The 17,888-nt window shown below is 71.1% G+C and carries 15 protein-coding genes; 6 read left to right on the top strand and 9 right to left on the bottom strand.

The annotated features are described in order from the left end of the window. Positions 1-28: 28 nt before the first annotated feature. The 4 genes from WYO_RS05385 to WYO_RS30425 all read right to left on the bottom strand — a co-directional run bounded on the left by WYO_RS05385 (position 29) and on the right by WYO_RS30425 (position 3,075). On the bottom strand, positions 29-883 hold the full coding sequence (locus WYO_RS05385) for a methyltransferase domain-containing protein (RefSeq protein ID WP_007559992.1): 855 nt from the start codon (positions 881-883) through the stop codon (positions 29-31). A gap of 13 nt (positions 884-896) precedes the next feature. Further along, positions 897-1,406, bottom strand: coding sequence for an OsmC family protein (locus WYO_RS05380; RefSeq protein ID WP_007559990.1), 510 nt, complete (start codon positions 1,404-1,406; stop codon positions 897-899). Between the two features lie 72 nt (positions 1,407-1,478). Next, positions 1,479-2,612 (bottom strand): 8-amino-7-oxononanoate synthase, encoded by a 1,134-nt coding sequence (locus tag WYO_RS05375; RefSeq protein WP_007559988.1) that lies wholly within the window; start codon positions 2,610-2,612, stop codon positions 1,479-1,481. Positions 2,613-2,847: 235 nt separating this feature from the next. Continuing rightward, positions 2,848-3,075: a hypothetical protein gene (locus WYO_RS30425; RefSeq protein WP_085985771.1), complete on the bottom strand. Its 228-nt coding sequence runs from the start codon at positions 3,073-3,075 to the stop codon at positions 2,848-2,850. Positions 3,076-3,195: 120 nt separating this feature from the next. On the opposite strand from WYO_RS30425, the gene WYO_RS05370 reads away from it, so the two are divergent. From WYO_RS05370 to WYO_RS05360, 3 genes are all read left to right on the top strand, one after another. After that, entirely contained in the window at positions 3,196-4,461 is a 1,266-nt protein-coding gene (locus WYO_RS05370; protein ID WP_007559984.1) for an adenosylmethionine--8-amino-7-oxononanoate transaminase, read from the top strand. Positions 4,462-4,594: 133 nt separating this feature from the next. Next, positions 4,595-4,984: a response regulator gene (locus WYO_RS05365; RefSeq protein WP_007559982.1), complete on the top strand. Its 390-nt coding sequence runs from the start codon at positions 4,595-4,597 to the stop codon at positions 4,982-4,984. 165 nt (positions 4,985-5,149) lie between these two features. Beyond that, positions 5,150-5,695 (top strand): MarR family transcriptional regulator, encoded by a 546-nt coding sequence (locus WYO_RS05360; protein WP_230366872.1) that lies wholly within the window; start codon positions 5,150-5,152, stop codon positions 5,693-5,695. Positions 5,696-5,704: 9 nt separating this feature from the next. On the opposite strand, the gene zigA is transcribed toward WYO_RS05360, so the two are convergent. Further along, positions 5,705-6,922, bottom strand: a complete 1,218-nt coding sequence (zigA, locus tag WYO_RS05355) for a zinc metallochaperone GTPase ZigA (RefSeq protein ID WP_007559978.1) — start codon at positions 6,920-6,922, stop codon at positions 5,705-5,707. A gap of 184 nt (positions 6,923-7,106) precedes the next feature. Between zigA and WYO_RS05350 the strand changes: the two genes are divergently transcribed. Together WYO_RS05350 and WYO_RS05345 are read left to right on the top strand one after the other, a co-directional pair. Continuing rightward, positions 7,107-9,248: a TonB-dependent receptor gene (locus WYO_RS05350; RefSeq protein WP_007559977.1), complete on the top strand. Its 2,142-nt coding sequence runs from the start codon at positions 7,107-7,109 to the stop codon at positions 9,246-9,248. 284 nt (positions 9,249-9,532) lie between these two features. After that, a complete protein-coding gene (locus WYO_RS05345) occupies positions 9,533-10,636 on the top strand; it encodes an oxidoreductase (protein ID WP_007559975.1) in 1,104 nt (367 codons plus the stop codon). A 540-nt stretch (positions 10,637-11,176) separates the two neighbouring features. On the opposite strand, the gene glmS is transcribed toward WYO_RS05345, so the two are convergent. Together glmS and WYO_RS05335 are read right to left on the bottom strand one after the other, a co-directional pair. Continuing rightward, positions 11,177-13,003 carry a glutamine--fructose-6-phosphate transaminase (isomerizing) gene (gene glmS, locus WYO_RS05340; protein ID WP_007559973.1) on the bottom strand — a complete coding sequence of 609 codons (1,827 nt, stop codon included), beginning with the start codon at positions 13,001-13,003 and terminating at the stop codon, positions 11,177-11,179. Between the two features lie 172 nt (positions 13,004-13,175). Then, a complete protein-coding gene (locus WYO_RS05335) occupies positions 13,176-14,108 on the bottom strand; it encodes a bile acid:sodium symporter family protein (protein WP_007559972.1) in 933 nt (310 codons plus the stop codon). A 144-nt stretch (positions 14,109-14,252) separates the two neighbouring features. On the opposite strand from WYO_RS05335, the gene WYO_RS05330 reads away from it, so the two are divergent. Then, a complete protein-coding gene (locus WYO_RS05330; protein ID WP_052311405.1) occupies positions 14,253-14,441 on the top strand; it encodes a hypothetical protein in 189 nt (62 codons plus the stop codon). A gap of 153 nt (positions 14,442-14,594) precedes the next feature. On the opposite strand, the gene glmU is transcribed toward WYO_RS05330, so the two are convergent. Continuing rightward, complete coding sequence (gene glmU / locus WYO_RS05325; protein ID WP_007559970.1) at positions 14,595-15,971, bottom strand: bifunctional UDP-N-acetylglucosamine diphosphorylase/glucosamine-1-phosphate N-acetyltransferase GlmU; 1,377 nt, start codon at positions 15,969-15,971, stop codon at positions 14,595-14,597. Positions 15,972-16,049: 78 nt separating this feature from the next. After that, positions 16,050-17,627 carry an RNA polymerase factor sigma-54 gene (rpoN, locus tag WYO_RS05320; RefSeq protein WP_007559968.1) on the bottom strand — a complete coding sequence of 526 codons (1,578 nt, stop codon included), beginning with the start codon at positions 17,625-17,627 and terminating at the stop codon, positions 16,050-16,052. Positions 17,628-17,888: the final 261 nt, after the last annotated feature.

The raw sequence follows: 17,888 nt of genomic DNA, 5'->3' as shown, positions 1-17,888 counted from the left end.
TTTCGGGATGATGCTCCGAAGGCGCGGCTTAGCCCGCCTGGACCAGCCAGCAGGCGGCGCGCAGGCGCACGGTGCCGCCCTGCGCATGCGGCGTCAGGGCCGCGGTGACGGCGGCCTCGGCCCGGCTGCGCAGATCGGGCTCGGCCTCGCGGACGAGATGCGCGGTCGGCCCGAGATTGAGCGCCACATGCGCCGCGGCCTGCGCCGCCTCGGCATCGGTGGCGCCCCGGCCCAGCACCACGTCGCGGTCGACCGCATCGCAGGCCACGGTCCCGAAGCCGGCGCCGCGCAGCAGGGCGACCAGCGGATCGGCCGCGGCGAAGCGGAACGGGCCGGGCGTGTCCGGCTGTGGGGGCGGCGGAATCTCCGGCAGGAGCGGGAGCACCGCCTCGCGGGGCACCGTCACCCAGAGGTTTTCGGGGAGCGCCCGCCAGCACAGGAAGGTCAGCCGGCCCCCGGGGGGCAGCATCCGCCGGATGTTGACGAAGGCCCGGGCCGAGTCCGGAAAGAACATCACCCCGAACCGCGACAGGGCCTGCCCGTAGGCGCCGAGATCCGCGCGCTCGACATCCGCCTCGACGAACCGGATCGGCGCGGCACCGCTCTCCGCCTCGGCGCGGCTTCGGGCCACCGCCAGCAGCGGCGCCGAGATGTCCGCCCCGGTCACGGCGCCCTCGGGTCCGACCCGGCGGGCGGCCTCCAGACTCGTGGCGCCCGAGCCGCAGCCGATATCGAGCACGGCCTCGCCGCCGCGCAGAGCCGCGCGGTCGAACAGGGCCTCGGTCAGCGGCGCGAACACCGCGTCGAGCACCGCCTGGTTGCGGGCCCAGCGCGCGCCGACCTCGCCGTTCCAGTACTCGGCCTGGGTGATGCCGCCGGCCATCGTCGCCCTCCCCTCAGGCCGTCGTGGCCGCGACCGACAATTCGGGCTTGTGGTTCAGGGTCTGGAAGACGACGCAGTAGCGCTCGGTGAGCTTGAGCAATTGCGCGAGTTTGTCCTCCGGCGCGTCTGTGTCCAAGGTGAAGGACAGCCGAATGCTGCGGAAGCCCACCGGCGCTTCCTTGTCGACGCCGAGCGTTCCGCGAAAGTCGAGGTCACCCTCGGCGCTGACCGTGCCGGAGCGCAGCGGGATCTCCAGCGCGGTCGCCACCGCCTTAAGGGTGACGCCCGCGCAGGCGACCAGGGCTTCGAGCAGCATGTCGCCGGAGCAGAGCTCCAGCCCGGACCCGCCTGTGGCCGGGTGCAGCCCGGCTTCCGCGATGGCGCGGCCGGTCTCGACCTTGCAGGCGATCTTGGTGTCGTCGAGCGTACCCCGGGCCTTCAGGGTGATGACCGCCGCATCCGGCGTGGCGCGGTACTGGTCCTTGATCGGAGCCTGGAGGGCTCGCAAAGCGGTGGCGTCCATGGGGCGTCGTCCTCTCGGTGTCCCGGGCTCCTCTTGGGCGGGAGCGTCCCGGATGACGTATAGGGGGGCCGCTCAGGGACGGGAAGCGCGGCCCGTCAGCGCCGCCACCGCATCGGCGAGGGCGTCGACCTGCGCCTCCGCGTGGGCCGCCGAGAACGCCACCCGCAGCCGCGCGGTCCCGGCCGGCACGGTCGGCGGCCGGATCGCCACCACGAGGAAGCCGTCGGCCTCGAGCGCCGCGGAGATGTCGAGCGCCGCCTGCGCGTCGCCGACCAGAACCGGCACCACGGCGCTCTCGGCCTCGGGCAGGCCCAGGCGGGCGGTGAAGCGCCGCGCGAGCGCCAGCGGCCGGGCCCGGCGCGCCGGCTCCGCCTCCAGGATCACCAGGGCTTCGAGCGCCGCCGCCGCCGAGGCCGGGGGCAGGCCGGTGGTGTAGACGAAGCTCCGGGCGCGGCTGGTCATCAGGTCGATCACCGGCCGCGACGCGCAGAGATAGCCGCCATAGGACCCCAGCGCCTTCGACAGGGTGCCCATCTCCAGCGGTGCCCGCGGCCCGTCCTCGACCACGCCGATCCCGTGGGCGTCGTCGACCAGCGTCCAGGCGTCGAAATCCTCGGCGACGCCCAGGAGATCTCCGAGCGGCGCCCGGTCGCCGTCCATGCTGAACACCCGCTCGGTCAGGACCAGGGCGCGGGCGTGGTGCGGGCGGTGCTCCGCCAGCTTTGCCGCGAGGTCGGCCGGATCGTTGTGGCGGAAGGTCAGGACCTTGGCCCCGGACAGCCGCGCCCCGGCCCACATGCAGGCATGGGACAGCTCATCCAGCACCACGAGGTCGCCGCGCCCGGCCAGCGCCGGGGTGATGCCGAGATTGGCGAGATAGCCGCTGCCGAACACCAGGGCGGCCTCGGCGCCCTTGTGCTGCGCCAGCCGCGCCTCCAGCGCCCCGAGCACCGGATGGTCGCCGGTGACCAGCCGCGACCCGCCCGCCCCCGCGCCATAGGTCGCGACCGCCTCCTGAGCGGCGGCGATGACCCGCGGGTGATGCGACAGGCCGAGGTAGTCGTTGCACGAGAACGACACGAGCGCCCTGCCCCGCCGCGCCGCCGCGGCTCCGGTGCCCCGCTCGGTCGGCGTGAGCCGCCGCCGCAGGCTGCCGGCCTCCAAGGCGTCGAGTTTGGTGCGGGCGAAGGTGTCGAGGCTGTCCATCGGGTGGGTGATGGGGCCGCGGGGGTGGTGGATGTCAAGGTGGCGGCCAGTACCGAGCGGCCTTGATCCCTCTAGGGGCGGTCGGGCTGACCCGACGTCGTCCGGTGTCCCTCGCCGGCCCCGAGCGGCTTCTGCACGCGGTTCCCCGGCCCCATCGTCGCCGAAAGGTAGATGAACAGGCCCGCCGCGAGAGCAAGCACCGGCCCGAGGGCCATGAGGTAAAGGTCGCCCCAGCTCATTCCCGCAGGCTCCCGAGCAGTGGTCGTGCTGTCAGACGTAGGATGCCGCCGACGGCAAGCCAAGCGACAGCAAACAGCGTCGCCCTGAGCGCGCCGCGGGCGCCGGGAATCCCGAACGAGACGGCCCCCAGCGGCGTGATGAAACCAGCCGCGATCGATGCGATCGCCGTCCCATTCAGCGCCGTGGCCGACAGCTGCGTGCGCCGGTTATGAATAAGGCTCATCGTCGGTCGTGGGGACGGGAATCAGCATCTTCACCGGTGAACGGTACCGGTTCCGCGCGGTTCGCGCGCTCTGCCGCGGGCCCGCTTGACCACCCCCGCCAAGCCGCCCATCCCTCGGCCATGACGTCCGACCGATCCCGAAAGAACCTCTGGCGGCCCTACACGCAGATGCGGCTGGCGCCGCCGCCCTTGGAGGCGGTGGCGACGCGGGGCAGCCGCATCGTGCTGGCGGATGGCCGCGAATTGGTGGACGGTATCGCCTCCTGGTGGACGGCGGTGCATGGCTACAACCATCCGCACATCGCCCGGGCGGTGGCCGACCAGTTGGCCAGGATGCCCCACGTGATGTTCGGCGGCCTGACCCATGCTCCGGCCGAGCGCCTGGCGGCACGGCTCGCCGCGCTGCTGCCGGGGGATCTCGACCACGTCTTCTTCACCGATTCGGGCTCGGTCGCCGTCGAGGTCGCGTTGAAGATGGCGGCCCAGATGTGGCTCAACCGCGGGGTGAGCGGGCGGACCAGGGTCCTGGCCTTCCGGGGTGGCTATCACGGCGACACGATGGGCGCGATGTCGGTCTGCGACCCCGAGGAGGGCATGCATCGCCGCTTCGGCGCCTACCTGCCCAGCCAGGTTTTCTGTGATTTGCCGCGCAGCCAAGCCGAGACCGAGGCGCTCGATGCGGCCCTCGCCGCCCATCGCGAGACGCTGGCCGCCGTGATCGTCGAGCCCCTGGTCCAGGGCGCGGGCGGCATGATCCTGCACCCGCCGGAGGTGCTGGCCACGGTCGCACGCCTCGCCCGCCGCCACGGCCTGCCGCTGATCGCCGACGAGATCTTCACCGGGTTTGGCCGCACCGGCAGCCTGTTCGCCTGCCAGCAGGCCGGGATCGTGCCGGACATCATGTGCCTGTCGAAGGCCCTCACCGGTGGCACGATGGCGCTCGCCGCCACGGTCGCCCGGACGGAGGTGTTCGAGGCGTTCTGGTCCGAGGATCCGGCGGCGGCGCTGATGCACGGCCCGACCTTCATGGCCAATCCGCTCGCCTGCGCGGCGGCCAATGCCAGCCTCGACCTGTTCGAGTCCGAACCGCGCCTCGATCAGGCCGGCGCCATCGCGCGCCGCCTGACGGAGGGGCTGGCTGAGCTTAAGGGCCTGCCCGGGATCGCCGATATCCGGGTTCTCGGCGCCATCGGGGCGGTGCAGTTCACGGCAGCGCCCGACCTCGCCGCGCTGAAGGCGGCCTTCCTCGCGCGGGACGTCTGGGTGCGGCCGTTCGGCGACATCGTCTATCTCACCCCCGCCCTGACCATCCCGGAGGCGGATCTCGACCGGCTGATCGCAGCGCTCGTCGCCGTCATCCCCGGGAAGGCTGCGGCTTTGTCCTGAAGACATCGGGCTGACGATCCCGGGCGGTGCCGCCGCGACAGCCTGCAACCTGGAACCGTTTCTGCCGTTGGGCTCACGACGGACAATGCGTGCGGTGGCCCCCGCGGCCGGACGCTGCCGGAGGGAGTGCACAGTGGCGAGCGAGCAGACGGTTTCGGGCGGCGATCGGCCGGTGATCCTCCTCGTCGAGGACGAGGCGCTGACGATCATGGACCTCGGGGACGTGCTCGAGGATGGTGGCTACGACACGGTGCAATGCGCCTCCGCCGAGCGGGCGCTCAGCATTCTTCAGGCGCGCCCGGACATCTGCGGGCTCGTGACGGACGTGCAGCTGTCGGGGAAGACCGACGGGTTCGATCTGGCGAGCGCGGTGGCCGAGGCCCGGCCGCAACTGCCGATTCTGATCGTGTCGGGTCGGGCCGCTCCCGATCCGGCCCGGATGCCGGCCCATGCCGACTTCATCGCCCGCCCCTGCACGGGTGAGGACATCCTGGACCGCCTGAAACGCCTGATGTCCTGCTGAGACGGGCGCTTATCCATCCCCGTCATCGCAGCGTCACCGGCCCGCGCCACAGGATCCCGGGCGGCCGTGTGATGGGGGTGGATCGTGCAGCTTCAGGATGGTCCGGCGGCCGCCGGCATAGATGCGGGCGCTCCGGTGGGCGACAAGCAGAAACGTGATCGTGAGATCAAGGATGCGGGCGCCTCGGAAGGGTCGTCCAAGAAGATGCGGCCGCCCGGCGTGCGCAGCGTCGGCTGGGCCCTGGTCCAGGCCGCGCGCCTGCACCGGGCCCGCACCGGCGACCGGCTGGCGAAGCTCGGCCTGTTCGCCGGGCAGGAACAGGTGGTGCAGGCGCTCGCCGCGGCCGGCACCATGACGATGGGCGACCTCGCCGCCCTCCTGCGGGTACGCCCGCCCACCGCCTCCAAGACGGTCACCCGGCTGGCGGCTCTGGGCATCGTCGAGCGCCGGGCCGAATCGGGCGACGGGCGCGTGGTCCGGGTTCAGCTCACCGAGGCCGGCCTGGCCAAGGCCGAGGCGATCGAGCGGATCCAGGAGGAGGTCGAGGCCGAGTTGCTCGACCATCTCGATAAGACCGACCGGCGTCGCCTGCGCAAGCTCCTGCGCAAGGCCGCCCGCGGCCTCGCCGAGGCGGCCGGCGCTTCCGGCCAGATCACCGAGGTCGACGCCGAGATCGAGGCCGAGGACGAGGCCGAGGCGATCGCGGTCTGAGGCGACGCGTCAGGCCGCGCGCCGCCAGGCCGGGAACGGGTCCGGCAGGTGGCGATAGGCTTCGGGGTCGAAGGCCGCATCCTCGCCGGTCTCGACCAGGCAGGCATCCAGGGCGGCGGTGAGGGCCTCCTTGTCCATGCCGGTGCCGATGAAGACCAGTTCCTGGCGGCGGTCGCCCCAGACCTCGCTCCAGACCGTGTCGAGGCGCTGCCGGAACTCGGGCGCCTCCGGCCAGCGCCGACGCGGCACGGCCGACCACCAGAACCCCATCGCGGAGATCCGCGCCACAGCGCCCGCGAGCGAGAAATCCCCCACCCAATCCGGCCGCGTCGCCAGCCAGAAATGGCCCTTGGCCCGAATCAGGCCCGGCCATGTCGCGTTGACGAAGGCGTTGAACCGCTCCGGATCGAACGGCCGCCGGGCGCGGTAGACGAAGGACGAGATCCCGTATTCCTCCGTCTCCGGCACGTGGTCGTGGGCGCCGTAGAGCTCCTTGAACCAGAGCGGGTGGGCCTGCGCCTTCTCTTCATCGAAAAGTCCGGTATCGAGGATCGCGTCCAGCGGCGCGCGCCCGTGATCGGTCTCCAAGATGCGGGCATCGGCGTTCAGGCCGCGCACCACCGAGCGGACCAGGGCGAGGTGCTCGGCCGAGACGTCCCGGGCCTTGTTGATCACCACCACGTCGGCGAACTCGATCTGCTCCACCAGCAGGTCGACCAGGGTGCGGGTATCCTCGGCCCCGGCGGTCTCGCCGCGCTCGCGCAGGAAGGCGGCCGAGCCGTAATCCTTCAGCAGGTTCACCGCGTCGACCACGGTGACCATGGTGTCGAGGCGGGCGACGTCCGAGAGCGAGCGGCCGGCCTCGTCCCGGAACGCGAAGGTCGAGGCGATCGGCAGCGGCTCGGCGATGCCGGTGCCCTCGATCAGCAAGTAGTCGAACCGGCCCGCCTCGGACAGGCGGCGGACCTCGTCGAGCAGGTCGTCCCGCAGGGTGCAGCAGATGCAGCCGTTGGTCATCTCGACCAGCGTCTCGTCGGTCCGGGACAAATCCGCGCCGCCGGCCCGCACGAGGTCGGCGTCGATGTTCACCTCGCTCATGTCGTTGACGATCACGGCGACCCGGCGGCCGTCGCGATTGTTCAGGACATGATTGAGCAGGGTCGTCTTGCCGGCCCCGAGGAAGCCGGAGAGGACGGTGACGGGAAGCCGAAGGTCAGGCTGTGTCATGCCCCAAGAAAAACGTTATAACGTTACAATGTCAACGTTGCGTCGGGCGACGCGCGGGCGGCGCTCAGACCAAGTGTTGTAACAATGTAACGTTTCCGGCCGAACGCGACGGCCCGCGTGATCGGCGCTTGCTTCCGTTCCTCGCGGCGCGTGAATGAAACGATATAACACTGTGTGAGTCTCGATGACCCCGACTTTCCGCCACGCCGTCCTGGCCGGCACGATCCTGTCGGCGCCCCTCTCTGCCAGCCTGTTCGCCGCTCCGGCGCAGGCGCAGAAGGCCGTCGCCCTCGACGAGATCAGCGTCACCAGCCCCAGTCCGATCCAGGCTACCAAGCCCGTCGCGGCGCCCGCGGCACCGCTGCAGACCGGCATCCTGCCGGTGGCGACCAACACGTTCTCGCCCGTCACCGTGGTGACGCAGGATCAGATCGCCCGCGACCAGCCTCGGACCCTGGGCGACGCCCTGTTCGACCGGCCCGGCATCTCGTCCACCACCTACGCGCCGGGCGCGGCCTCGCGGCCGATCATCCGCGGCCTCGACAATGCCCGGGTGCGCATTCAGGAGAACGGCATCGTCAACGGCGGCGTCTCGGATCTCGGCGAGGACCACGCGGTCCCGGTGAACCCGCTGGTCGCCGACCGGATCGAGGTGATCCGCGGCCCCGCGACCCTGCGCTACGGCTCCGGTGCCATCGGCGGCGTGGTGTCGGCCGACAACAACCGCGTGCCGACCTTCATCCCGGCGAACGGCGTGCAGGGGCAGGTCACCACCGGCTTCTCCAGCGTCGATAACGGCCGGCTCGGGGCCGCGACCGTGGATGCCGGCGGCGACGGCATCGCGGTCCATGCCGACGGGTTCAGGACCGCCAACGACAGCTACGCGATCCCCGGGGGGATCCAGCGCAACTCCTACAACGAGTCCCAGGGCGGCGCGGTCGGCATCTCGGCGATCGGCGACCGCGGCTTCGTCGGCATCTCGTTCAGCCATTACGACGCGATCTACGCGATCCCGGGCGGCACCGCCGAGCAGGACCGCACCCGCCTCACCCCGAACCAGGACCGGGTCCTGTCGCGGGGCGAGTACCGGCCGCTCGACGGACCGTTCGAGGTGATCCGCTACTGGGCGGGCTACTCGGTCTACCGCCACAACGAGGTCGGCATCGGCGAGGACGGGATCGAGGGCGTCCAGGCGATCTTCAAGAACCGCGAGGCGGAGGGGCGCCTGGAGCTCCAGCACGTCCCGGTCGAGACCCCGTTCGGCGTGCTGACCGGCGCGCTCGGCTTCCAGTCGGACCGGCGGGTGATCAACACGCAGCTCGAATCGTTCCTGCCCAAGACCGAGTCCCGGGCCAACGCAGTCTACCTGTTCGAGGAGCTGGAGCTGCGCCCCGGTACGCGGCTTCAGGCGGCCGGGCGCTACGAGGTCGACCGGCTGTCCAGCACGGCGGCGCAATTCCCGACGGATTTCACCCCGGTCGACGGGCTCGACCCGCTCCAATACGCTCGGACCCGGCGCTTCGCCCCGAAGAGCGCCAGCATCGGCGCCCTCCAGGACCTGCCCTTCGGCTTCGTGGCGAGCCTCAACGGCTCCTATGTCGAGCGCGGACCCACCGGCTACGAGCTGTTCTCACAGGGGCCGCACGACGCCACCGCGACCTTCGAGATCGGCAATCCGGACCTCAAGAAGGAGCGCGCCCGGACGGTCGAGGCCAGCATCCGCCGGGCCGAGGGCCCGCTGCGCCTCGACGCCACCGGCTACTACACGCGCTATACCGGCTTCATCTACCGCAACTTCACCGGGCTGGCCTGCGACGACGATTTCGCCTCCTGCGGCAGCGGCACCGAGAACCGGCAGGTCGTCTACCAGCAGCAGAACGCCACCTTCTACGGCGCCGAGATCATCGGCCAGTACGACGTCCTGCCGGTGGGTAACGGCTTTGCCGGCATCGAGGCGCAGTTCGACTTCGTGCGCGCCCAGTTCGACAACGGCACCAACGTGCCGCGCATCCCGCCCTACCGGCTCGGCGGCGGCGTCTACCTGCGGGCGGACGGTTGGTTCGCCCGGGTGAACCTGCTCCACGCCTTCGACCACCAGGCGACCGCCCTGTTCGAGACCCCCACCCCGGGCTACGACGACCTGCGCGCCGAGCTGAGCTACACGAAGCTGGTCGATCCGACGGTCTACGGAGCGAGCGCGATCACCCTGGGGGTGCAGGGCCGCAACCTGCTCGACGCCGATATCCGCAACTCGACCTCGTTCAAGAAGGACGAGATCCTGTTGCCGGGACGGAACGTGCGGTTGTTCCTGACGGCGCGGTTCTAGGGACGGGCCTGGGCAGCGGGCGCACGGGACACCCGTCTCACGCGACGGCCGGTGCGCCGCGCCGTCATTGCGAGCGCGGCGAAGCAACCCAGGGCAGCGCGCGATCCCCGAAGGTGGCGCATCGCGGGGTCACTTCGCTGCGCTCGTGATGACGGTGGGGCATGAGCTGGTGGCGGCCTCCGATTGAACGGCCGGACGATGCTCCATGCGTCGGAGGTGGTGAACCCGGGCGGTCGCGCGGCTATCATCGCGCCGTCCCGATGGCCGGGCCGGACGAGACCTGAATGGCGAGCGCACCTGCACCGATCCGCGTCGGCCTGATCGGCTACGGCTATGCCGGCAAGACCTTCCACGCCCCCCTGATCCGGGCGGTTCCGGCGCTCGACCTTCGGGTGGTCGGCTCGCGCGACCCGGCCAAGGTCCGGTCCGACCTGCCCGGTATGACCGTCATCGCCGAGCCCGCCGCGGTCGCGGCGTCGGACGACGTCGACCTCGTGGTGATCGCATCGCCGAACGACACCCACGCGCCCCTGGCCCGGCTGGCGCTGCAAGCCGGCAAGCACGTGGTCGTCGACAAGCCCTTCACCCTCGACCTCGCCGAGGCGCGGGACCTGGTTGCGCTGGCACGGCACCGGGACCGGATGCTGTCCGTGTTCCACAACCGGCGCTGGGACAGCGACTATCTCACCGTCCGGGCGGCCATCGCGGAGGGTCGCGTCGGCAAGGTCCGGCACGTCGAGTCGCATTTCGACCGGTTCCGCCCGCTGGTCCGCGACCGCTGGCGGGAAGGGGCCGGCCCTGGCGGCGGCATCTGGTACGATCTCGGGCCCCATGTCGTGGATCAGGCGCTCCAGCTGTTCGGCCTGCCCGACCGGATCACCGCGAACCTGGCGCGGCTGCGCCAGGGCGCCTTGTCCGACGACTGGGCCCATGTCGTGCTCGACTATCCGGACCTGCGCGTTGTCCTGCAGGCCAGCATGCTGGTCGCCGGCGGATCGCCCCGCTTCCTCGTCCACGGCGAGGCCGGCAGCCTCGTCAAGCAGCGCCTCGACATCCAGGAGCAGCAACTCCTGGCCGGCCTCGCTCCGGGCGCACCGGGTTGGGGCGAGGACCCGGACGGGGTCGCCATCCATGACGGCACCGGCGCCGTGACGCACGCGCCTGCCGTTGCCGGGGATCAGCGGCACTACTACGCGGGCGTCGCCCGGCAAGTCGCGCAAGGCGCCATCGACCACACCGTCGCCCTCGAGGCGCTTCAGGTGATGGCCTGCATCGAGGCGGCGCTGATCTCGGCGCGGACGGGAACGTCCGTGGTGCCGCCGCTCACGCCGGAGGAGCGGGATCTGTCGGGGCTCGCGGAAGACGGCGCGGCTTCGCCCCACGCGTGAAATTGGCGGGCGCACCCAAACTTAAGACGATAGCTTCATCCGACCCAATGAGCCGCGCCGGGTCGGTGCCGCTGGCCCCTATCGTCGATCCACGATGTCGGGCTGTCAGCGGCCCGCACGCCTACGGCGCGGTAGCGGTCTTCACGCTGTCGTGCCGGTTTGCCTCGGTCAGGCGGAGGCCGTCGGTTCGGCAAGCCCACTCTGACGGGCGGACCGCTGGCAGTGGTCATGACGGACGCAGAAGTCGCGCGATCTGCGTCTCAAGATCATCTGAACCGAGCGGCCGGGCCATACCGACCCATCCGTACCCGCTCTGTCAGATACGCTCGCTCCCGCGGGCAGTGATAGCCTCGATTCTCGCGCGTCCATGTCTAGCCGTATCGGCCATGCCATGACGCCTCGGTGAACCGCCGAATGCGCCACGGCACCGCGCTCGTTGGAAGCCCGAAGCGCGGTGCCTGCTGGATCCTCTCACCCGGCCGTCTTGTTCCGCGCGTCGTTCATCTGCCGGGGCGACGGATTCCCTGATCGCCCGTGCGGCTACTCCACGGTGACCGACTTGGCGAGGTTCCGGGGCTGGTCGACGTCTTTCCCCATGAACACCGCGGTGTGGTAGGCCACCAGCTGGATCGGCACCGCGTACACGATCGGTGCCACCGTGGCGTCGAGGTCCGGCATGGTCACGGTGGCCATGGTGTCGAGCCCGTGCTCGGCCGCGCCCTTGGCGTCGCCGATCAGCACGATGCGCCCGCCGCGCGCGGCGACCTCCTGCATGTTCGAGACCGTCTTCTCGAACACCGCGTCGTGGGGCGCGATCACGATCACCGGCACGCTCTCGTCGATCAGCGCGATCGGCCCGTGCTTCAGCTCGCCCGCGGCGTAGCCCTCGGCGTGGATGTAGCTGATCTCCTTGAGCTTCAGCGCGCCCTCCAGCGCCATCGGGTAGCTGGTGCCGCGGCCGAGATAGAGCACGTCGCGCGCCTTCGCGACGTCCCGGGCGAGGAGCTCGATCTCCGGTTCGCGGGTCAGCGCCTCCGCCATCAGGCCCGGGGCCTTGATCAGCGCGTCGACCAGCCGGCGCTCGCCGGCGGCGTCGAGGGTGCCGCGGGCGCGGCCGGCCGCGATGGCCAGGCACAGCAGCACGGTGAGCTGGCAGGAGAACGCCTTGGTCGAGGCGACGCCGATCTCGGGGCCGGCGAGCGTCGGCATCACCACGGAGGATTCCCGCGCGATGGTCGAGGTCGGCACGTTGACCACGCACAGCGTGTGCTGGCCCTGGCTCTTGGCGTAGCGGAGCGAGGCCAGGGTGTCGGCGGTCTCGCCCGATTGCGAGATCACCAGCGTCAGCCCGTCCTTCTCCAGCGGCGCCTCCCGGTAGCGGGCCTCGGAGGCGACGTCGATCTCCACCGGCAGGCGCGCGACCTGCTCGAACCAGTAGCGCGCCACCAGCCCGGCATAGAAGGCCGTGCCGCAGGCGGTGATGTAGACGCGGCTGAGCTTGGCGAAGTCGAAGGGCAGCGCCTCGGGCAGCATCACCCGGCCGTTGGCCATGTCGACGTAGTGGGCGAGCGTGCGGCCCACCACCTCGGGCTGCTCGTGGATCTCCTTCGCCATGAAGTGGCGGTACTCGCCCTTGTCGATCCGGTAGGCCTGCGTGGCGATCTTCTGCCGCGGGCGCTCGACGCGGGCGCCGGACTGGTCGCGGATCTCGGCGCCGTCCCGGGTCAGGATCGCCCAGTCGCCCTCGTCGAGATAGGTGATCGCGTCGGTGAAGGGCGCGAGCGCCAGGGCGTCCGAGCCGAGATAGGTCTCGCCCTGGCCGAACCCGACCGCGAGCGGCGCGCCGTGGCGGGCGCCGATCAGCAGGTTCTCCTCGCCGGAGAAGATGAAGCCCAACGCGAAGGCGCCGCGCAGCCGCGGCAGGGCGGCGGCGACCGCATCGACCGGGCTCATCTGCCGGTCCATGTTGCGGCTGACCAGCTGGGCGACGACCTCGGTGTCGGTCTCCGTCTCGAAGACGACGCCGTCGGCCTCGAGCTCGTGCTTCAATTCGCGAAAATTCTCGATGATGCCATTATGGACGACGGCGAGCCGCTTGGTGGCGTGCGGGTGGGCGTTGGTCTCGTTGGGCCGGCCATGGGTCGCCCAGCGGGTGTGGCCGATGCCGATCGTGCCGGTGAGCGGCTCGCGCTCCAGCCGCTCCTCGAGGTTGACCAGCTTGCCCGAGGCGCGGCGGCGCGCCAGCTGCCCGTGCTCCAGGGTGGCGATGCCGGCGGAATCGTAGCCGCGGTATTCGAGCCGCCGCAGGGCCTCGATCACCTGCCCCGCCACCGCGTCGCGCCCGACGATGCCGACGATGCCGCACATGGAAGTGTCTCTCGTTTTGACGCCCGGGTGGCCGCGCGCGGACCGGCCGCGCAAGGTCCGGGCCGTTCGCTCACCGCCGAGCCAAGCGGGACGTGTACCGGATCAGGGCCGCACAGGGCCAGCCCCGGCGAAAGGGCTGTGGCCGCGGGGGGGGGGCGCCGCCGCGGGTGCCTTATCGCGGCGCGGTCCCGCGCGCGGCGATAGCCCCGTTCCGGCCCGACCAGTGGCCGGCCAGGATTGATCCCGACAGGTTGTGCCATACGGAGAAGACCGCCCCCGGCAGGGCGGCCAGCGGTGAGAAATAGAGCTTGCCCAGTGCCGCCGCGAGGCCGGAATTCTGCATGCCGACTTCCAGCGCCAGGGTCCGGCAGGTGCTCTCATCGAAGCCGAGCAGGCGCCCGCTCCAGTAGCCGCAGACCAGGCCGGCTCCGTTGTGCAGCGCTACGGCCAGCAGCACGAGGGGGCCGACCGCGGCGATGCTCGCCCGGCTTCCGGCCACCACGGCGCCGATGATCAGCAGGATGGCGGCCATCGACACGACGGGCAGCGCGCGCTCGAAGCGCCCGACCAGACGCGGCGCGAGCCGGTTGAGCGCCAGCCCCGCGGCCACGGGCGCGGCCACGATCTCCACAAGGCTGGTCAGGAGCCCCGCCACATCCACCGGCACGGCGGCGTCGACGTAGAAGCGCACCAGGAGCGGTGTCGCCACGAGGCCCACCAGCGTCGAGGCGACGGCGACCGTCACCGACAGGGCGACGTCGCCGCCGGCGATGTAGACCATCAGGGTGGAGCTCGTGCCGCTGGCGACGCTGCCGACCAGCACCATGCCGGTCGTGAGCTCCGTGCCCATGCCGAGGGCGTGGGCGATGGCCCAGGCAGCGGCGGGCATCACGAGGTAATGGACCACGACGCCGGTCGCGACCGGCGCGGGCCGGGCCAGGATCCGGCCGAAATCCGCGGGCGTCAGCGTCACCCCGAGGGCGAACATGATCACGGCCAGCAGCACGGCGACGTGCGGGAGTATCGGGAGGAACATGTCCGGCGCGACGTAGGCGGTGGCTGCGGCCAGGACGGCGCAGACGGGAAACACGCGGTTGAGCAGCATCGTGCGGGTCGATGTCCGGAAAGGCGGCCGTGTCCCAGCTACGCCGATGCCCGTCAAGCACAGCCGTCCCCCGGGCATCGCTGTCAGGTTGAGCCATTCCCTGCCGCGGCGCCGGCGGTTCTCCGGGCGATACCGAACCCAGGGGTGGCCTTCGGGACGCGCGGCCCCTTCATCGCACTCACCCTGGCTCCGATGCTGGCTTGGCACGCTCGCCTGCATCGGGTGGATGCCCAACGCTACACGGCGTTGTCGCCGATCACGGGGGCTCTCCTGATCGCGGGGTTCTTCACGTTCCCGTTCGGTCGCATGCTTGGCCGCTGGCTTTTTGCCTGACCGGTCGCGATGGAGCGGGAACGGAACGTCCGGTCCCCAAGGGAAAGCCAAGGTCCGTTGTCATCCGGAGCCGACAATATCGGGCGACCGACACGGGTCGCGATCGACCATCACACGATCGCGCCGATGGGAGCAGACCTCGGCCAGCGCGCCTCAGCGCCCCCCGCGCAGCGCCTTTTCGGCGAGCAGCGCCGCCCGTTTCAGCTTCGCCCAGCCCGGCTTCACCGCCTGTCGGCCGCGGGCGACCGCCATGGCGTCTGCCGGCACGTCGTCGGTGATGACCGAGCCTGAGGCCACATAGGCCCCCTCCCCCACGGTCACCGGCGCCACCAGCGCCGAGTTCGAGCCGATGAAGGCGCCGGCACCGATATTGGTCCGGTGCTTGAGCACGCCGTCGTAATTGCAGGTGATCGTGCCGGCGCCGATATTGGCCTTCGCGCCGATCTCTGCGTCTCCGAGATAGGTCAGATGCGCGGCCTTGGCGCCCGGCCCCATATGGGCGTTCTTGAGTTCGACGAAATTGCCGAGTTCGGCACCGGTCTCGAGGACGGCATGACCGCGCAGCCGCACGAACGGCCCGATGCGCACGCGCGCCTCCAGCACGGTGTCGGTCAGATGGGCGAAGGCCCGCACCGTGCAGCCGTCCGCAACCCGCACGCCCGGCCCGAACACGACGTGCGGCTCCACCACGACGTCGCGTCCCAGGATCGTGTCGTGGCTCAGGAACACCGTCTCGGGGGCGACCAGCGTGGCGCCGCCCAGCATGGCGCTGCGGCGCAGCCGGGCCTGGATCGCGGCCTCGGCGATGCTGAGCTGGACCCGGTCGTTGACGCCCTGCGCCTCCGCCTCGTCCACGGGCACGACCGTGATCGTGAGCCCCTCGGCGACGGCGAGCGCCACCGCGTCGGGCAGGTAATATTCGCCGGCGGCGTTGTCGTTGCCGATGCGGCTCAGCAACTTCAGAGCGTGTTGCCCCGACAGGGCCATCAGCCCGGCATTGCACAGGGTCACGGCCCGCTCGGCGGGGCTCGCATCCTTCTCCTCGCGGATCGCCAGGACACGGCTGCCCTCGGTGAGCACCCGGCCGTAGCCGGTCGGGACCGGGCTCTCGAAGGCGAGGACCGCCACCGCCGCGCCGTCGGCGAGCGGCGCGCGGAGTCGCAAAAAAGTCTCGGCGCTGATCAGCGGCGTGTCGCCGAAGGCGATGACCACGTCGTCGTCCGGCGTCTCGAGCACGGCCCGGGCGGCGAGCACGGCGTGGGCGGTACCCAGGCGCTCGGCCTGCGGGAACACCTGCGCGCCGGGCGCCTCCCGGGCGATCTCGGCGGCGACATCCTCGCGACCGGGCTCGGCGACCACGGCGATCCGGCCGGCGCCCGCCGCCTGCACGGCCGCGAGCACGTGGCCCAGCATGGTCCGCCCGGCGATCCGGTGGAGCACCTTCGGCAGGTCCGAGCGCATCCGCGTGCCCTTCCCGGCCGCGAGCACGATGGCGGTGAGGCTGCGCGGGGGCGTGGCGGGAGAAGTCATCGCGGGTCCAGGAATCGTGATTCGGCGCGCGACCGATGGGCCGGACGCCGCCGCGACGCAAGACCGTCCCGCCGGATCTCAGCGCAGGGCCAGCGCCCCGTGATGGGCGGAGCCGTGGGCGTAATGCTCGCGGCGGCGCTCGATCGAGCTCGGGATGCGCAGGGATTCCCGGTACTTGGCCACGGTCCGGCGGGCGATGTCGACGCCCTCGCTGCGCAGCTTCTGCACCAGCGCGTCGTCCGACAGCACGTCGTCCGGCGTCTCGCCATCCACGAGCTGCTTGATCCGGTGGCGCACGGCTTCCGACGAATGGGCCGCCATGCCGGCCGCGCCCGGGATCGCCGCGGTGAAGAAGTACTTCATCTCCAGGGTGCCGCGGCTGGTGCCGATTGCCTTGTTGGACGTGACCCGGGACACGGTCGATTCGTGCATGCCGATCGCCTCGGCCACGGTCTTCAGGTTCAGCGGGCGCAGATGCGTGACGCCGTGGACGAAGAACCCGTCCTGCTGGCGCACGATCTCGGTGGCGACCTTCAGGATCGTGCGGGCGCGCTGCTCCAGGGAGCGGGTCAGCCAGTTGGCGTTCTGCAGCGCCTCCGACAGGAACGCCTTGTCGCCGTCGGCCGAGGCGCCGCGCACGACGCGGGCATAGTAGCTCTGGTTGACCAGGACCCGGGGCAGCGCCTCGCCGTTGAGCTCGACCAGCCAGGACCCGTCCGGGGCCGCGCGCACGAACACGTCCGGGATCAGCACCTCGACGGCGCTCGAGCCGAAGGCGCGGCCGGGCTTGGGATCGAGCCGCCGGATCTCGCCCAGCATCTCGACGAGATCCTCGTCGTCGACCCCGCAGAGGCGGCGCAGGGCGCCGAAATCGCGCTTGGCCACGAGGTCGAGGCGCGAGACCAGGGCCTGCATGGCCGGGTCGAACCGGTCGCGCTCGCGCAGCTGGATCGCCAGGCATTCGGCGAGGTCCCGGGCCGCGATCCCCGGCGGGTCGAAGCTCTGGACCAGGGTCAGCACCCGGGCCACGGTGGCGGGATCGGCGCCGAGGCGCTCGGCCACGCCCTCCACCGTCTCGCGCAGGTAGCCGGCCTCGTCGACCGCGTCGATCAGGAAGCCGCCGATCAGCCGGTCGGACGGGTTGCGGGTCGCGAGATCGAGCTGGCTCGCCAGGTGATCGCGCAGGGAGATCTCGGCCGTCAGGGCGGCCTCGAAATCGGGCGCGTCGGAATCGAAGCTGCCGCCGCTGCTGCCGTAGGGGGGCGGCGTCAGCGAGAGCATGTCGCCGCCGGAGGCCTCCTGCGCCTGGATGGGCGCGTCGTCCGGGAAGACGTTGTCGAGCCGGGTGTCGAAATCGGCCTCGATCTCGCCGCGGCTGGGATTGAGTTCGGTGGGCTGCCACGAATCGGGGTCGGCGGCGTCGAAATCGCCACCCGAGGCCGCTCCGTCGGACGGGCCGCTCGCCTCGGCGGATTCGGCGGGCCCCGATCCCTCGGATTCGGCCCGTTCCAGCAGCGGATTGCGCTCCAGCTCGGCCTCGACATAGGCGGCGAGATCGAGGTGCGACAATTGCAGGAGTTTGATCGCTTGCAGGAGCTGCGGCGTCATCACCAGGGCCTGGCCCTGACGCACTTCCAGCCGTTGCACCAAACTCATGCGAGGCCCCGATGCCCTTTCAGCGTGATCGACCAGCCGAGCTGCGCTGCTCGCGGCATGGTTATTGCTTGTCGTGCGAGATCACCTGTAACCCGATCGCCGGCGCGCGTCAAAGATCGTCGGTGCCGAACGGGGCCGGGAAAGGTCGAAGGGCGTGGATCCGTTGTGCGCGCGCCACAGCCGGCCTGACGCCCAGTTTCAGGGCGAGGCTTTAACGAAGCGCTGTTCGTGCATCGTCAGGCTTGCGCGGATCCCGCGAGA

Source organism: Methylobacterium sp. GXF4 (assembly GCF_000272495.1).
GTDB lineage: Bacteria > Pseudomonadota > Alphaproteobacteria > Rhizobiales > Beijerinckiaceae > Methylobacterium > Methylobacterium brachiatum.
Note: the sequence above shows the minus strand (reverse complement) of the source record. Positions and strands in the feature narration are given on the sequence as shown.